Consider the following 16,955-nt stretch of genomic DNA (forward strand, 5'->3'; position numbering starts at 1 on the left):
CCCTCCCCTTCGGAACCCCGCCTTGCGGTCGGGTCCTGGTCCTGAACTGTCCTGTCGAAGGCCGCTCTCGCCGGATCCGCGAGCGGCTCAGCGGCGCGAGCGGGCGGCGAAGGCCGCGATGCGGGCCTGCGCGTCGGCGCCGGTGAAGGCTGCCGCGATGGTGGCGGCCTCGTCGTCGAGCGAGGCCTGGAACGGGCGTGCCTGAGCGGCGTGCAGGAGTCGCTTGGCCTGGCCGAATGCATCCGAGGCACCGGCCAGCCACGCCTGCGCGATCTCCCGCGCCCGCCGTGCCGTCGCATCCGGAGCGGCGATCTCGGTCACGAGGCCCCAGTCCAGCGCCTCGGCGGCCGTGAGCGTGCGCGGCGTCAGGGTGAGTTCGAGCGCCCGGCGCATCCCTACCGCCTCGGGCAGCAGGGTGCTCACGCCGCAGTCGGGCGTGAGGCCGATGTCGGCGTACTTGCTCGCGAAGGTGGCGCGCTCCGATGCGACGATCACGTCGGCAACGAGCATGAACCCGAGCCCTCCGCCGGCGACCGCTCCCTGCACGGCTGCCACGATCGGCTTCGTGCTCTCGCGCAGGATGCGATGGCCGTCGTGGATGCTGTCGGCGAGCTGCTCGATGACGGCCGCGTCACGCAGCGCTCCCATCTCGAGCACGTCGCCGCCGGCGCAGAAGGCCCGGCCTTCAGCATCGAGCAGCACCGCTGCGACGTCGTCGCTCTCGGCGACGGTGACCGCGATCTCCCGCCACCGCCGGGCGGCATCCGGGTTGACGGCGTTCAGTCGTTCCGGCCGGTTGAACGTGATGCGGGCGAGCCCGTCGGTGACGTCGAGGAGGATGCTGTCGCTCACGCACGCAGTCTACGTGCGAGGTGCCACCGGCCTTCTCGCGATCGGCCGCGAACATCCGCCCCGGCGTGGTCGGGCATGGGACGCCGCGACTGCCCGTGCTCAGCATCCTCTCGGCAGACTCTGCGAGAATGAAAGGTCGGGTTGAAGCAACGGGGCTCCGCTTGCTCGGCATCGGCCCGTATCGAAAGGCAGCACCATAATGGTCGCGCTCATGACCACCCTCGCCGTCATCGCGGTCGGCTCCATCGCCGGCACCCTGGCACTCGTCGTACGCGACGGCTACGGCCGTCAGCCGGTGCGCAAGTACGTTCGCATCTTCTGAGGCCGATCGCCTCAGGCGACGCTCGGTTCACGACTGACGGCAGCCGCCGCCGCCCGGTAGGGCAGCATCAGGGCCGCTGAGACGACCCATGCGAGCCCGACGAGGCCGAGCAGCACGAAGCCGTCGAGTCCGACCAGCGGCGCGATGAGGGCGGCTCCCGCAGCGGCGGCGGCCGAGCGCAGTCCGGCACCCACGGTGAAGACCTGCGCGCGCACCGCCGGAATGCTGTTGCTCGTGCGCAGTTCGAACAGTGCGGCGATGCTCGGAGCGGAGAAGACACCCGACGCGGCGACGACCACCAGAGTCCAGGCGAGCGAGATGTCGAGCGCGCTCAGCACGGTCAGGATGCCGGTGAGTGCGAACCCGCCGGCCATCACCACCGAAGCGGGGATGCGGCGAACAGGGCGAACGGCCACGATCACGGCGCTCACGAGCGTTCCCACCGAGAATGCGGTGACGATCCACGCGCCCGCGTCGGGGTGATGCCAGCGCTGCACCGAGAGCGCGACGGCCGCGATCGGGAATGCACCGGCGCCGATCTGCGTCAGGGTGCTGGAAGCCGTCACGAGCAGCAGCGGGCGGCGGCGCACCAGATAGGCCAGGCCGTCGGTCATGCGTCGCAGCACCTTCGCATCCTGAGCGCCATGAGCGTGCGGAGGCAGGCGCAAGCCCAGCATCACGATGGCGCCCGCCAGCGAGCAGCAGGCGAGCGTGAGCGCCGCCCACCGCGGTGAGGCGATGGCGATGACGAGAGCGGTGAGGGCAGGGCCGCCGACTCCGGCGATGCTGTACGCGAGGGTGTCGCTCGCGTACGCCGTGCGCTCGTTCGGAATCAGGCCGGTCACGAAGCTCGAGAGGCCGCCCATGACGAAGGGGGTCGCGCAGCCGGCCGCGACGAGCGCGAGCACGACCAGGGCCAGGGGCGCCGACCCGAGCAGCGCGCCGGCCGCGTATCCGGCGGCAGAGACGAGGCCCGCGAGCACCATCAGGGTGCGGGGGTGTCGTGTCGAGTCGAGCACGGCGCCCACGAGCGGTGAGATCACCACGCTCGGTGCGAGGGCGGCGGCCACGAGGATGGCGCCGACGGACACGTCGTGAACCTGCCGGAAAGCGAGGATGGGGAAGACGACCGCGCCACCCGAACTCGCCAGCCGGGCCAGCACCGCCGCGACGATGAACGAGACGACCTTCACCACGACTCCCCTTCTCGTCGACACCTCTACCCGCTATCATCCCAAGCCACTCCTAATAGAGTTGTGCCGTGACCGACTCCCAGGCCAGCGCAGACATGCGAGCCCAGCTCATCGACTACATCTCGGCCGAAGCCGTCTTCCACGGCGACTTCACGCTCACGAGCGGCAAGAAGGCCACCTACTACGTCGACCTGCGCAAGGTGAGTCTCGACCACCGCGTGGCACCCCTCATCGGAAAGGTCATGATCGAGACCATCGCCGGCATCCCGGATGTCGCGGCGGTGGGCGGCATGACGATGGGCGCCGACCCCGTGGCCGCAGCGATCCTGCACCAGGGCGCAGCCCAGGGCCTGCGCTACGACGCCTTCGTCGTGCGCAAGGAGCCCAAGGACCACGGTCGCGGCAAGCAGGTCGAGGGACCGGACCTGGCCGGAAAGCGCGTCATCGTGCTCGAAGACACCTCGACCACGGGCGGTTCACCGCTGAAGGCGATCGCCGCGCTGCGGGCGATCGGCGCCGAGGTCGTCGCGGTCGCCGTCGTCGTCGACCGCGACACCGGAGCACGTGAGGTCATCGAGGCCGAGGGCGTTCCGTACCTGTACGCCATCGGGTTGGACGACCTGGGATTGCGCGATGCCTGAGAACCGCGACGGGGAGCAACCCGAGGTCGGCGGGGCGGACTGGCTGCTCTCCCAACTCTCGGGCGGCCGACGCGCAGCGCGCGCCGACACACCCGCCGAACAGGACGCCCATCGGCCGAAGGAGGCAGATCCGGAGGCAGAGGCGGCAGAGGCCGACGACGTGCCCCTCGTCATTCCCGGATGGGCGGCTCCTGCGCCGGCTGGCCCGGTGTCGCCGCCCGCCCCTGGCGCGCCGGCGACGTTCACGCCTCCGAGCTTCGAGGCAGGCGAGCCTCCGCAGGCGCCCCTGCCTGCGGTTCCGCCATCCGCGGCGCCGACAGCGCCCACCCCCGCCGCCTCGGAGCCGGCGCGAGCTGAACCCCTGCCCGCGGAGGCCGCCCAGGCTCCTGAGACCCTTCCAGCGCCGGCATCCGAGGCCGGTCGAGACCCCGAGCAACCGGATTCGTGGTCTCTGTTCGCGGACCTCGACGACTCCGGCGAAGCCGATGACGCGCAGGTGGACTCCCGGGAGGCGGGTACGGCGGAATCGGGCAGGGCGGAATCAGGCACGGCGGAACCCGTTCTGGGAGCGCCCGTCCCGCCGTCCGCAGTCGCCGAGGACTCCGACGCCGGTGCCGCATCCGGTGGTTTCGTGTGGGGCCTGCGCCCCGGTGATGATCCGGCCAAGTTCACGGATGCGGCAGCCGGTGAGACCAGTGCCCGCGGCGACGTGGGCGGTGACGCTGACTCGGATGCCTCCGGTGGCTCAGCTGCGGCCGACTCGCACGAGGCTCGGCCGGTGTCCGATCCGATCGCCTCGGACACGTTCGACGCGACTGCTCCCGACGATGAGGCGGAGGCGCCTGCCGCATCCGAAGCGCCTTCGGCCGGTGACGCTGCCGCGAGCATCCCGCCCGCTGCCCCCGCTGCCCCCGCGTACGGCGCACCATTCACGCCCCCGCCGGCGTTCTTCCCACCGGCGGCGCCCCTCGAGGAGCAGCTGACCGGCCCCGGCCCGACGATCTTCGACCCGTTGCCCGCGCCGCTGATCGCCCCGACGCTGCCGATGGCCGACCTGCCCGCTCCGGACGCCGAACCGCAGGCCGAAGGTGATGATGTCGATGCGTTCGGCTCGCTGTTCGGTGAGCTGCACGACGACGCTGGGGCCACTCTGTCAGGCCCCGATACGGAGAACGCCGAGGCGGAGACCACACAACCGGCCGCTGCGGCCTCCGCGCACGATCGCGATCCGTTTCCCAGCGGGGCGCCGGAGCCGTGGGTCGACACCGTGGCTGCCCGACCCGCGATGCCGGGCTTCGACGACACTCCAGCGCCCTTCATCCCGCCCGCGGCGGCCCTCCCCAGCCCTCCGGCCACGTTCACCCCTGCGCCGGCCGGCCCGCTCACGCCCCCAGCGCCGCTCGCCCCGGGCGCTCAGCCCCCGGCATCCGTTGCCGCGCCCCTCGCGGCTGCGGGCGGCGGCGGCCCCACCGGCCCCACAGGAAGCGGGCCCGGCGGCGGTGGCGACCGCCCGCGCACCAACCGCGTGCTCATCTGGTCGGCCGCCGCCGTCGCCCTCGTCCTCGTGCTCGTCGGACTGTTCGTGCTCGGTACCCGCCTGCCCGGGCTGTTCGGCGGTCCGGCGGCGAAGGCCACGCCGACGCCGACGGCATCTGCCAGCCCCACCCCGGCACCCGAGGTGACCGGGCCCGCCGCCGCGGGTGAGCACCCCTGGGACCAACTTGGCGGCGGCGAGTGCATCGACCCGTTCACGACCCCGTGGGTCGAGACCTTCACGGTCGTGGACTGCGCCCAGCCGCACGCGGCCCAGCTGGCGTACCGGGGCAGCTACGGGGGTGACGCGACCACGCCCTTCCCCGGAGAGGATGCGCTCACCGCGCAGATCAACCAGCTCTGCAGCGCCCCCGGCGTCGTCGACCTCGCCGCTGCGGCTCCGTTCACCGACCTGCAGCTGCAGGGCAGCTTCCCGGTCACCGAGGAACAGTGGAAGACGACGAAGCGCTACTACTACTGCTTCGCCAACCGGGCAGGCGGCGAACCGCTCACGGCGAGCGTCGCCGGGCCCGGTCCCGCACCCGCACCCGCGGGATGAGCATCCCCCTCATCCTGGACTGCGATCCCGGGCACGACGACGTCTTCGCCATCTGGCTGGCCGCCGCGTCTCCGGCGGTCGACCTGCGCGCCGTCACCGCGGTCGCGGGCAACGGCCTGCTCGAGCACACCCAGCGCAACGCGCGCATCGCGCTCACCGTCGCCGGGGTGCACGATGTTCCTGTGGCAGCGGGTGCCGACCGTCCGCTCGTGAAGCCGCTCGCGACGGCCGACTGGATCCACGGCGAGAACGGGCTCGGTGGACCGCGGCTGCCCGAACCAACGGTGCCGCTCGAGACCCGCGACGCGCTCACGCTCATGAGCGACGTGCTGCGTGCTTCGGCTGAGCCGGTAGCCATCGTCGCGACGGGTCCGCTGACGAATGTGGCCGCCCTTCTGCGGGAGCGCCCTGAACTGGCCGATCGCATCCGCGAGGTCGTCTGGATGGGCGGGTCGACCGAGCGCGGCAACGTGACCCCGGCAGCCGAGTTCAATGCCTGGGTCGACCCCGAAGCAGCCGACCTCGTGGTGCGCAGCGGCGTGCCCTTCACGATGGTCGGCCTGAACGTGACACACACGGCCCTGGTGAGCGCTGACGTGCGTCGGCGGCTCGCTGCCGTCGGCAACAGAACCTCCGCGTTCGGCACGGAGCTGCTCGACTACTTCTGCGCCACGAACGACGCGGTGTTCGGCATGCCCGACGGCCCCCTGCACGATCCCGTCGCGGTCGCCGTGCTCACCGACCCGGATGCGGTCACTCTCGTGCACACCCGGCTCGACATCGAGGTCGCCGGCACCGAGACCTCCGGAGCAACCAGCGTCGACCTCGACGGCATGCTCGGCCGCGAGCCCAACGCACGCGTCGCCCTCGCGCTGGAGGTTCCGCGCTTCTGGGACGCGGTCCTCGCCGCCGTCGCGGCGCTCGACTGAGAGAAAGCCCTCGGTTCTCCTTACGCCCCTGAAGTGACCGCTTTCGAAACGGACTGCCGCTTTAGGCTGGGAGCATGACCCCTCCTCGCCGCGCGCTTCCGGTGCTCTCATGAGCGCCGTCGTCTCGATCGGCCTCGCGGGGACTCTTGAGCACTCCCTCGTGCGGGAGCTGGCCTCGGCCGCCGAGGCCGCCGGACTGCACGCGCTGTGGCTCAACGACACACCCGGCGGTGAGGCTCTCGCGGGCCTCGCGGCGGCCGCGGGGGTCACCAGCACCCTGCAGCTGGCCACCGGCGTCATCGCCCTCGATCGCACCCCGGCCGAGCGCATCATCGCCCGTGTGGACGAACTCGCACTCCCTGTTGACCGCATCCTTCTCGGTGTGGGCTCTGGGGCCGCGCGTCGCGCGTTGCACCTCGTGAAGGCCGGGCTCCACGAGCTGAACGCGCACGGGCCCTCGCCCGTCATCCTCGGCGCGCTCGGCCCCAAGATGCGGGCGCTCGCCGCCACTGAGGCTTCCGGCGCGCTGCTCAGCTGGCTCACGCCCCACGCGGCGGCCGAGGCGGCCGCGCAATTGCGAGCCACCGCTGCACAGGCGGGTCGGCCGAGACCGCGCACCGTGCTGTATGCCCGCGGCATCGTGGACGCGGATGCCGCGCCGGTGCTCGCTGAAGAGGCGGCGCGCTACGGTTCCTATCCCAATTACCGGGCGAACCTCGAGCGCCTCGGCATCCGTGCCGAGATGACGACGATCACCGGCACGACGCCAGAAGCGCTCGCCGAGCGGCTCGGTGACTATCGGTCGGCGGTCGACGAGGTCGTCTTCCGTGCGATAACACCGGATGGGTCGGTTGCGGCCTACCACCGCATCATCGACGCGCTGGGCGGCGCCATCCGCTGAGTCGCGGCGCCAGAGCCGACGGGCGCAGGCGGACTACGCGCCGAGGGCGTCGTCCAGCGCCGGATGCAGATGCCGGGTCGTGAGCGCGGTACGCGCCTGGCGGGCTCCCGCGGCAAGGCATTCGGTGAGCGGCGCCGCCCGCAGGTGCGCATCGAGGAACCCGGACAGGAAGGCATCACCCGCCCCGTTGGTGTCGCGCACCTCGACCGGCAGGGCGGCTGCGCTATGGAACGTGCCGTCCGCATCGCAGGCGATCGCGCCCGCGGCACCCAAGGTGCACACGACGAGGGACGCACCGCCCTCGATGAGGCGCAGCATGAGCGGCCGGGGGTCTTCGAGGCCGCCGTCACTCATGAAGACGGCGTCGGCCACGCCGATGAAGGGGTCGTGATAGGCCGAGACGCCGTCGTAGTCGTGCAGGTCGACCCATACGGGCGTGCCCGAGGCCGCTGCGGTGTCGAGCAGCCCGGCCGAGACGGCGCCCAAATCGAGCACGACCGCATCCGCCGTCGCGAAGTCCGGCGCCGCAGTGCTTGTCACCGGATGCGGTGTCTCGAGGTAGAGCGAGACGCGCTCGCCGGCGCGGGTCATGAGGTTGAGGTGCCGTTCGGTGATGTCGGCGGGGATGGCGTGCAGGTCGATGCCCGCATCCGCGAGCAGCGACCCCACCCTGCGTCCGTCGTCATCGTCGCCGAGCATCGTGTGCAGGTGCACGTCGTGGCCGAGGCTCGCGAGGTGCAGCGCCTTGCCGGCCGAGGTGCCGCCCACCGTGTCGTAGTACTCCTCGGCGAACTGCATGTGCGGGCGCGGCTCGGGCAGCGCATCCAGGTAGACGATACGGTTCCAGGATGCGGGGCCGGCGATGACGACCCGGCTCACAACTCGCTCTCGACGGGCTCGGCGGCCAGCAGCTCGTGCACTCCTGAGAGGATCTCGTCGGGCCGGAACGGGTAGCGCTCGATCTCGGTCTGGTCGCTGATGCCGGTGAGCACGAGGATGGTGTGCAGCCCCGCCTCGATGCCGGCAACGATGTCGGTGTCCATGCGGTCGCCGATCATGGCCGTGTTCTCGCTGTGGGCGCCGATCCGGTTCATGGCCGAACGGAACATCATGGGGTTCGGCTTGCCGACCACGTACGGGTCCTTGCCCGTCGCCTTGGTGATGAGGGCGGCGATGGCGCCCGTGGCGGGAAGGGGGCCGTCGGCGCTCGGGCCTGTGGCATCCGGATTCGTCACGATGAAGCGCGCACCCTTGTCGATGAGCCGGATGGCCTTCGTGATCGCCTCGAAGGAGTAGTTGCGGGTCTCGCCGACGACGACGTAGTCGGGGTCGGTCTCGGTCATGATGAAGCCGGCCTCGTGCAGGGCGGTGGTGATGCCGGCCTCGCCGATGACGAATGCCGATCCGCCCGGGATCTGCGACGCGCAGAAGTCGGCGGTCGCCAGGGCGCTCGTCCAGATGCGGTCCTCGGGAACGTGCAGGCCCGAGGCGCGCAGTCGGGCGCTCAGGTCGCGGGGCGTGAAGATCGAGTTGTTGGTGAGCACGAGGTAGGGAGCGCCGGCATCCTGCCACTGCTGCAGCAGCTCGGCGGCCCCCGGCAGCGGGTGGTTCTCGTGCACGAGCACGCCGTCCATGTCGGTCAGCCAGCACTGGATCTCGTCGCGACCCGTCATCGCACTCCCTCCGGTCTCCTCCAGCCTAGAGCGCGTCTCGTTCCGCGTGTCGCCCGGGCGGATGCTGCCCGGAGATCGAGCAGCACAGTTCGGTCACGGGCGCCACCAGTGTGACGTCACGTGAACAATCCGCAACCGTGCGTCACAGTCGCTCGCGCATCACCCGCGTGGCTCCTTAACGTGTCCGAAACCTCAACTTTCGCCCGCCCTGATGAAGGACCCTCCCGCATGATCGCCAGAAAGACCACACTGATCGGCCTGACCGCCACAGCGCTCGCCGCGACGCTCGCCCTCACAGCCTGCGGCGCAGACACGGCGAAGAACGCCTCGGCCGACGTCTCAGCCCAGCGCGTCAAGGGCGGCACAATCGTCTACGGCCACCAGCAGGAGCCTGCGTGCGTGTTCGGCGGTTGGATCGAGCAGGCCTACCTCAGCTACAACGTGCTCGATAGCCTTGTCTCGCTCGATGAGAACCACCAGGTGGTGCCGTGGCTGGCCGACAAATGGTCGGTCTCCGACGACGGCTTGCACTGGACATTCGCGCTGAAGCCCGGCGTGAAGTTCACCGACGGGTCCGACGTCGACGCCGAGGCGGTCGCCTACAACTTCGACTACTGGGTGAACCAGGGCGGGAACGGAACCGCGAAAGCCTGGCTCAACGGCTACTACGCGGGCGCCAAAGCCGTCGACGCCTCGACGGTGCAGGTGGATCTCTCGAAGCCCTACCCGCGCCTGGCCGACAACCTGACGCAGGGTTACTTCGGCATCCAGTCGGAGAAGGCGTTGAAGGAGCGCACCAAGGAGCAGAACTGCGAGGCTCCCATCGGCTCCGGTGCGTTCACGGTCGATCACTGGAACCGCGGCCAGGAGATCGTGCTCAAGCGCAACGAGAACTACACGAGCCCTCCGGCCAACGCCAAGCACAAGGGCAAGGCCTACGTCGATGAGGTGGACTGGAAGTTCATCGCCGACCCGACCACCCGCGTCGCCGCCCTCAAGAGCGGCGAACTGAACGCGATCTACGACGTGCCGGCAGTGCAGTTCGACAGCACCAAGCAGGCGGGCTTCCAGGTCGAGAAGTATGTGACCCCCGGCCGCCCGCAGGTGCTCACCTTCAACACCGCACAGGGCATCTTCACCGATGAGAAGGTGCGGCAGGCGTTCGCGTACGCACTCGATCGCAAGCAGATCGTCGAGTCCATCGGTCATGGTGTCATCCCCTACGAGGGAAATGGCGGCGTGAGCCAGACGACTCCCGGCTACAGCAAGAAGGCCGCGGACTGGTACAAGCAAGACCTCGGCAAGGCCGCGAAGCTGCTCGATGCGGCCGGCTGGACGCAGAAGGATGCCGACGGCTACCGCTCGAAGGATGGCACGACCCTCGAGGTGAAGCTGCCCTACAACACCGGCTCCATCATCAACGCCGACGGGGCATCCATCCTGCAGGGAGTGCAGGAGCAGGCCAAGAAGTCCGGCTTCAAGGTCGACCTCATCCCGGTTCCCCAGGCCGAGGCCTTCGCTGGCGCCTACAGCAAGCCCGACCAGCGCGACATCTACCCCGGCTACTGGACCGCCGTCACGAGCGGCATCCTTCAGATCAACTGGGGTGCGGGATCGGGTGGCAACCCGAACGGATCGAACGCGTCGTTCACCGACTACCCCGAGCTGCAGGCCATCATCCTGCAGGCCAACTCCGAGCCCGACGTCGACAAGCAGAACGCCCTCTACGAGAAGGCGCAGGACTACATCGCGGAGCACGCCCTGGCGATCGGCGTCTACGACCGGCTCTCCACGCTGGCCGTCTCGCCGAAGCTCAAGGGCGTCTGGCAGGAGCACGCACAGGGAGGGCCGACGTTCTATGACGCTTACTTCGTTCACTGAGACGGAAGCCGCCGGCGCCCCGAACGACTCGGGGCCCGGCCGCTCCGGGGCCGAGGCATTCGCGGCCGGTGCGCCCCAGCGGGGCTGGTCCACGCTGAAGCTGGTCGCCGGAAAGGTCGTGGCCGCCGTGTTCGTTCTGCTCGGCGCGGCGACGACCGCCTTCTTCGCGCAGACGTCCATCCCCGGCGACCGGGCGACCGTGATCTACAACATCCGCGTCGGCAACGCCGAACCGCGCACCCCGGCCGAACTCGCGCCGATCAACGCCGAGTACCACCTGCACGATCCGCTGTTCGTGCAGTACCTGAACTATCTCAAGGGGCTCCTGGTCGGCGACCTCGGCACCTCCTATCAGCAGCATCGACCGGTGATCGCCATCATCGCCGATCAGCTCGGTTCCACGATCGTGCTCGCCCTCACGGCCATCGTCTTCGCCTGGCTCATCATGGTGGTCTGGGTGCTGCTCACGGCCGGGCGCGGGCCCGTGGCCACGGCCGTAGGCGGCTTCTTCGACACGGTGGCTGCAGGCCTTCCGCACTACTGGCTCGCCATCATCCTGCTGCTGGTGTTCGCCCTGTCGCTCGGCTGGTTCCCCGTGATCGGCGGTAGCGGGCCGGTGGGAATCGTGCTTCCCGCTTTGACCTTGGCGATCCCTCTCGCGGGCTTCCTCGGGCAGGCCACACGGACGGAGTTCGAGCGTGCACTCGACTCGCCCTTCGTGCTGACCGCGCGCATGCGGGGCATGAGCGACCTCGGCATCCGTCTGCGCCACGTGCTACGGCACGCAGTGCTTCCCGCCGTGACGCTGTCGGGCTGGGCGCTGGGCGCAACCCTCTCCGGTGCGGTCGTCGTGGAGTCCGTCTTCGCTCGTCCGGGCATCGGTCAGGTGCTCGTGTCTGCGGTGAGCAGCCAGGACATGCCGGTCGTCATCGGGATCGTCATGTTGATCGCCGCCTTCTACGTGCTGGCGAACCTTCTCGTCGACGTCGCCTACGCGATCATCGACCCCCGATTGAGGAGAACCTCATGACCGCCACTGTCGCGCCTGCCGTAACCCGGCTGAGGGCGTCGGCTCGCCTACGCAGGCAGCCGTGGGATCTCTACGCGGCGTCGGCCTTGACCGCGTTGTTCCTGCTCGCGGCCGCGTGGCCCGCACTATTGGCCACCCATGGTCCGTACGCGATGGATCTGGCCCACACCCTGCAGCCGCCTTCGTCGGTGCACTGGTTCGGAACCGACGAGTCGGGCCGCGACCTCTACTCGCGCGTCATCTACGGCACGGCCACATCACTGGGGATCGGCGTCGGCGCTGCGGCCGTCAGCCTCACCTTCGCCGTACTGCTGGGCTCGCTCGCCGCGCTCGGCAACCGGGTGACATCGGCCACTGTGGGCTGGCTGCTCGAGGTGTCCTTCGCCTTCCCCGCCCTGTTGCTTTCGTTGCTGCTGATCGCCGTACTCGGGCCCTCGGCCATCACGGAGGTGCTCGCCGTCGGAATCGGCACCGCTCCCGGCTATGCGCGCATGGTGCGCGGCCAGATCCTCTCGGCCAAGGATTCGCCCTACGTCGAGGCGGCCGTCGCCCTGGGGCACTCGCGCGGTCGCATCCTGCGCCAGCACATCCTGCCGAACTCCCTGCGCCCGCTCGTGGCGGTGTTCGCCCTCTCGATCGGACAGTCCATCGTGTGGGCCTCGAGCCTCTCGTTCCTGGGCCTCGGTATCGCACCGCCCGCACCCGAGTGGGGTGCCCTCCTCGACGCCGGCCGCGGCTACATCACGGTCGCCGGCTGGCTCACGGTGATTCCGGGCCTCGTGATCGTTCTGCTCGCGTTGACGACGACGACCCTCGGCCGAAATCTGCAGTCGTTCCTGGAGAAGGGGGAGAAGTCATGACCGTTCTCGAAACGGATGCCACCGATCTGGCGGCCGGCATCGACGACCTGCCGGGCTTCCGGCCGCGCCTGTCGGTGCGGGGTCTCTCGGTCGGCTTCGAGACCGGGTCAGGGGTGCGCTCCATCGTCGAGGGTGTCTCGTTCGACCTCGAACCCGGCCAGTGCGTCGCGATCGTCGGCGAATCGGGATCGGGCAAGTCCGTCACGGCACGCACGATCGTCGGCCTGGCCGGCCGAGGCTCGCAGGTCACGGCGGACGAGCTCACGCTTCACGGCCGAGACGTGCGCCGGCTCTCCGATCGGCAGTGGCGGGGCGTGCGCGGCAAGCAGGTCGGTTTCATCCTTCAGGATGCGCTCGTCTCCCTCGACCCTCTGCGTCCTGTCGGCGTCGAGATCGCCGAGAGCCTGAAGCTGCACGGCTGGGGGGATCGCGTCTCCCGGCAGAAGAAGGTTCTGGAGCTGTTGGAATCGGTCGGCGTTCCGGAGCCGGAGCAGCGCGCCCGGCGCAGACCCGACCAGCTCTCGGGCGGCCTGCGTCAGCGTGCCCTGATCGCCTCGGCCCTCGCGCTCGACCCCGACGTGATCATCGCCGACGAGCCCACCACCGCGCTCGACGTGACCGTGCAGGCGCAGGTTCTCGCGCTGCTGGAGCAGTCCAAGCGGCGCGGCGCCTCCATCATCCTGATCAGCCACGACCTGTCGGTCGTCGCGCAGCTCGCCGACCACATCCTCGTGATGCAGGGCGGTCGCGTCGTCGAGCAGGGCCCCGCCAGCGAGCTGCTGCGTGAGCCGGAAGAGGACTACACGCGGGCGCTGATCGCGGCGGTACCGAGCGGCGACACCCGTGGACGGGCGCTCAGCCCGGCGGGCGCGGCACTGCTGGCGGCCGCTCCGGCGCAACCGGCGGTGCTCGACCAGGTCGTGCTCGAGGGGAGGGGATTGGCCAAGCGCTTCCGCACTCCCGACGGTGCCGTGACCACTGCGGTCGACGACGTCTCGTTCCGGCTGCACCGCGGCGAGACCCTCGGAATCGTCGGCGAGTCGGGGTCGGGGAAGAGCACCACCGGTCGCATCGCACTGGCGCTCGAGACGGCGGATGCCGGCACGGTCGAGTTGCTCGGCAGCCCCTGGTCGACCCTGTCAGAAGCCGGTCGACGACCCCTGCGCTCACGGATCTCCGTCGTCTCCCAAGACCCGCTCTCGAGCTTCGATCCGCGCTGGAACGTCGAGCGCATCCTGACAGATGCGCTGTCGCGAGCGACCTTCGGCACGGCGTCCGCTCGTCGCGTCCGCGTCTCCGAGCTGCTCGGACAGGTGGGTCTGACGGATGCCGTTCTGCAGCGGTTCCCGCTTCGGCTGTCGGGCGGCCAGCGCCAGCGGGTCGCGATCGCACGGGCACTCGCCGAGGCTCCCGACATCATCGTGCTCGACGAGGCGGTCTCGGCGCTGGATGTGACGATCCAGGCGCAGATCCTCGACCTGTTGGTCGCGCTGCAGCGTCGGCACGGCCTCAGTTACCTCTTCATCTCCCATGATCTCGGTGTGATCGCGCACCTCAGCCACCGGGTGCAGGTGATGAAAGACGGTCGGGTTGTCGAGGTCGGTACGCCCGATCAGATCTTCAATCACCCGAAGCACGAGTACACGAGATCGCTGATCGCATCCATCCCCGAATTCGCACCGCGGAGTTGAACCATGACCACGCCCCTGCATTTCAACGCGTTCGTGATGAACACGAACTCCCACATCCACCATGGCCAATGGCGGCGCCCTGATGCCGGCCAGGTCGACTTCAACGACGTGCGGCTCTGGATCGACCTTGCCAAGAAGCTCGAGGCGGCGAAGTTCGACGCGCTGTTCTTCGCCGACGTCACCGGTGTCTACGGCGACGCCGATGCCGACTTCGAGGTCTACATCCGCGAGGGGCTGCAGATTCCCTCGAACGACCCCATCCCGTTGGTCGCGGCGCTCGCCGTGCACACCGAGAAGATCGGCCTGGCGCTCACGTCGAACGTGGCCCAGTCCCACCCGTACCAGTTCGCTCGCCAGGTCTCCACGCTCGACCACATCTCGCGCGGCCGGATCGCGTGGAACATCGTCACGGGCCTGCAGGACAATGGCGCCCGCAACTTCGGGTTTCCGAAGCTCACCGACCACACCGAGCGGTACGCGTGGGCCGAGGAGTACGTCGACGTCGCCTACGAGCTGTGGGAGGGCTCGTGGGATGAGGGCGCGCTGCTGAAGGATCGCGAGAAGGGGGTCTTCAGCGACGCGACGAAGATCCACAAGATCAACCACGAGTCGCAGCGCTACTCGGTGCAGGGTCCGCACCTGCCGTCGCCGTCGCCACAGCGCACGCCTGTGCTCTACCAGGCCGGCTCCTCCGCATCGGGTCGCGACTTCGCCGCACGCAATGCCGAGGCGGTGTTCCTCATCTCGCCGAACCCGGAGCTGGCCCGTCAGCAGATCGCGCAGACGCGCGCACGCGCGGCAGAGTTCGGGCGTCGACCGGACGACATCAAGTTCTTCCAGGGCCTCTCGTTCGTGATCGGCGACACCGAGGCGGAGGCGCAGGCCAAAGCCGCCGAGTACGAGCAGTACATCAGCATCGAGGGCTACCTCGCCCACTCTGCGCTCGTCGATCAGGACGGCCGGGTGTACGACCCGCAGACACCGCTTCGCGAGGTCGACACCAACACGGCCAAGGGATTCGGCGAGTGGGTCTCCAAGGCCATCACCGATCGGGAGCCGATCGTCGCCGACATCGCCTTGCTCATCTCGCGTTCGACCCGGGTCGTCGGGACGCCGGAGCAGATCGCCGACGCCCTCGAGGAGTGGCAGGCGGCCGGGGTCGACGGCATCAACGTGATCAACTGGGTCATTCCCGGCTCGTTCGAGGAATTCGCCGACAAGGTGCTTCCCGTTCTGCGGGAACGCGGGCTCGCCCAGAGCGACTACGGCCCCGGTTCGACCCTGCGGGAGCACCTGTTCGGCGAGCCGCGGCTGAACGGACGGCATCCCGCCGCCAAATACCGGGGCGCGTTCGGCACCCGGGCGGCGGATGCCGGAGCAACCGCACCCGCCGAGCCCGTTGCGATCGGCGCATGAGCGCTCCGTTCATCACTCACACCACTCCCTGCAAAGCGGCCGAGGAGGCCTCCGCATGACCGAGAAGAAGCAACTCATCCTCAACCTGTTCGAGATGGCGTGCATCAGCCACATCACCCACGGGTTGTGGCCCCTGCCCGGCAACAACCGGCACCGCTTCGACGAGTTGGAATACTGGACCGAGCTCGCAGAGATCCTCGAGCACGGCGGCTTCGACGCGGTCTTCCTGGCCGACGTGATCGGCGCGTACGACGTCTTCCGCGACGGACCTGAGACCGCGCTTCGCGAGGGCCTGCAGTCGCCCAACATCGATCCGTTGCTCGTGATCCCCGCCATGGCCGCCGTGACCAAGCGGCTCGGCTTCGGTGCGACCTTTTCGACGACCTATGAACCGCCGTTCGCGTTCGCGCGTCGGGCATCCACCCTCGACCACCTCACGAAAGGCCGCTTCGGCTGGAACATCGTGACGTCGTACCTGCCGAACGCGGCGCGCAACTTCGGCCTGGACGCTGAGATTCCGCACGACCGCAGGTACGAGCTGGCCGATGAGTACCTCGATGTCCTCTACAAGCTGTGGGAGGGATCGTGGGACGACGACGCGGTGATCTACGACCGCGAGCGACGCATTGCGACCGATCCATCGAAAGTGCGCTACATCAACCACGTCGGGCAGACGCACCGGGTCGCAGGGCCGCACATCGTGCATCCGTCGCCGCAGCGCACGCCCGTGCTGTTCCAAGCGACCGGATCACCGGCCGGCACCGAGTTCGCCGGGCGGCATGCGGAGCTCGTGTTCACGGGAGGCCGAACGGCTCAGGACTTCCGCGACAACGTGGCAGGAATGACCGCGGCGGCCGAGCGCAATGGCCGCGGCCGCGATGACATCAAGTTCATCGTGCAGGCCGGGGTGATCGTCGGTCGCACCGAGGAGGAGGCCGCCGACAAGTGGCGTCTCTACCGGGAGCACGCGAGCTTGGACGGCATCCTCGCCCACTCGAGCCTGCCGGTCGACATCACGGCCGCCCCTCGCGACATCACGGTCGCCGAGGCGATCCGCCGCTCGGGCAAGGAACTCGGGCGGGTGCCCTTCCTTCCCTTGCACAAGACGGTGGGCGAGGTGCTCGACGGCTTGCGCGCCGGCCGGCAGGAGCGGTACTTCGTTGCCGGAACTCCCGCGGTCGTCGCCGACGAGATCGAACGCTGGCTCGACGAGGACGGGGTCGACGGCATCAACCTGCGGCAGTATCACTCCTTCGATACGGCCCGCGACTTCGCTGAACTCGTCGTGCCCGAGTTGCGGCGTCGCGGTCGTCTGTCGGAAGGCGGGGAGCGGTCGACGCTGCGCGAGCGGTTGTTCGGCCGAGGGCCGCGGCTCCCCGAGAACCACATCGGTGCCCGCTATCGAGGCGGGGCCAACCTCGATGTTCCGGTGCCGCCCCTGCGCTTTCCCACGGATGAGGCGCTGTCGGCGTAG

At 69.5% G+C, this 16,955-nt stretch carries 14 protein-coding genes; 10 read left to right on the forward strand and 4 right to left on the reverse strand.

The features are described 5' to 3' along the window. Positions 1–87 precede the first annotated feature (87 nt). A complete protein-coding gene (locus tag WDJ51_RS00795; RefSeq protein ID WP_337850514.1) occupies positions 88–852 on the reverse strand; it encodes an enoyl-CoA hydratase/isomerase family protein in 765 nt (254 codons plus the stop codon). 333 nt (positions 853–1,185) lie between these two features. Continuing rightward, positions 1,186–2,370: an MFS transporter gene (locus WDJ51_RS00800; RefSeq protein WP_337850515.1), complete on the reverse strand. Its 1,185-nt coding sequence runs from the start codon at positions 2,368–2,370 to the stop codon at positions 1,186–1,188. A 92-nt stretch (positions 2,371–2,462) separates the two neighbouring features. Here WDJ51_RS00800 and pyrE point away from each other — a divergent pair, with 92 nt between their 5' ends. The 4 genes from pyrE (at position 2,463) to WDJ51_RS00820 (ending at position 6,930) form a co-directional block, all read left to right on the forward strand. Continuing rightward, complete coding sequence (gene pyrE / locus WDJ51_RS00805) at positions 2,463–3,008, forward strand: orotate phosphoribosyltransferase (RefSeq protein ID WP_337850538.1); 546 nt, start codon at positions 2,463–2,465, stop codon at positions 3,006–3,008. Next, positions 3,001–5,100, forward strand: coding sequence for a hypothetical protein (locus WDJ51_RS00810; RefSeq protein WP_337850516.1), 2,100 nt, complete (start codon positions 3,001–3,003; stop codon positions 5,098–5,100). Before pyrE ends, WDJ51_RS00810 begins: the two co-directional genes overlap by 8 nt. Beyond that, a complete protein-coding gene (locus tag WDJ51_RS00815; RefSeq protein ID WP_337850517.1) occupies positions 5,097–6,029 on the forward strand; it encodes a nucleoside hydrolase in 933 nt (310 codons plus the stop codon). Before WDJ51_RS00810 ends, WDJ51_RS00815 begins: the two co-directional genes overlap by 4 nt. Positions 6,030–6,138: 109 nt before the next feature. Beyond that, positions 6,139–6,930 (forward strand): LLM class flavin-dependent oxidoreductase, encoded by a 792-nt coding sequence (locus WDJ51_RS00820; RefSeq protein WP_337850518.1) that lies wholly within the window; start codon positions 6,139–6,141, stop codon positions 6,928–6,930. Between the two features lie 33 nt (positions 6,931–6,963). Here the strand turns inward: WDJ51_RS00820 and WDJ51_RS00825 are convergent, their stop codons facing one another. Together WDJ51_RS00825 and WDJ51_RS00830 are read right to left on the reverse strand one after the other, a co-directional pair. Next, positions 6,964–7,809, reverse strand: coding sequence for a carbohydrate kinase family protein (locus WDJ51_RS00825; RefSeq protein ID WP_337850519.1), 846 nt, complete (start codon positions 7,807–7,809; stop codon positions 6,964–6,966). After that, positions 7,806–8,603, reverse strand: coding sequence for an HAD-IIA family hydrolase (locus tag WDJ51_RS00830; RefSeq protein ID WP_337850520.1), 798 nt, complete (start codon positions 8,601–8,603; stop codon positions 7,806–7,808). The genes WDJ51_RS00825 and WDJ51_RS00830 overlap by 4 nt, the downstream gene beginning before the upstream one ends. A gap of 228 nt (positions 8,604–8,831) precedes the next feature. Here WDJ51_RS00830 and WDJ51_RS00835 point away from each other — a divergent pair, with 228 nt between their 5' ends. The 6 genes from WDJ51_RS00835 to WDJ51_RS00860 are packed head-to-tail and all read left to right on the forward strand — an operon-like array spanning position 8,832 to position 16,955. Beyond that, positions 8,832–10,484: an ABC transporter substrate-binding protein gene (locus WDJ51_RS00835; RefSeq protein ID WP_337850521.1), complete on the forward strand. Its 1,653-nt coding sequence runs from the start codon at positions 8,832–8,834 to the stop codon at positions 10,482–10,484. After that, on the forward strand, positions 10,462–11,514 hold the full coding sequence (locus WDJ51_RS00840; protein ID WP_337850522.1) for an ABC transporter permease: 1,053 nt from the start codon (positions 10,462–10,464) through the stop codon (positions 11,512–11,514). Before WDJ51_RS00835 ends, WDJ51_RS00840 begins: the two co-directional genes overlap by 23 nt. Then, positions 11,511–12,374, forward strand: a complete 864-nt coding sequence (locus WDJ51_RS00845; protein ID WP_337850523.1) for an ABC transporter permease — start codon at positions 11,511–11,513, stop codon at positions 12,372–12,374. Before WDJ51_RS00840 ends, WDJ51_RS00845 begins: the two co-directional genes overlap by 4 nt. Then, positions 12,371–14,065 (forward strand): ABC transporter ATP-binding protein, encoded by a 1,695-nt coding sequence (locus WDJ51_RS00850; RefSeq protein ID WP_337850524.1) that lies wholly within the window; start codon positions 12,371–12,373, stop codon positions 14,063–14,065. Before WDJ51_RS00845 ends, WDJ51_RS00850 begins: the two co-directional genes overlap by 4 nt. Before the next feature lie 3 nt (positions 14,066–14,068). Further along, positions 14,069–15,481 carry an NtaA/DmoA family FMN-dependent monooxygenase gene (locus WDJ51_RS00855; RefSeq protein WP_337850525.1) on the forward strand — a complete coding sequence of 471 codons (1,413 nt, stop codon included), beginning with the start codon at positions 14,069–14,071 and terminating at the stop codon, positions 15,479–15,481. 55 nt (positions 15,482–15,536) lie between these two features. Beyond that, entirely contained in the window at positions 15,537–16,955 is a 1,419-nt protein-coding gene (locus WDJ51_RS00860) for an NtaA/DmoA family FMN-dependent monooxygenase (RefSeq protein WP_337850526.1), read from the forward strand.

Source organism: Rathayibacter sp. YIM 133350, assembly GCF_037404875.1.
Taxonomy (GTDB): Bacteria; Actinomycetota; Actinomycetes; order Actinomycetales; family Microbacteriaceae; genus Orlajensenia.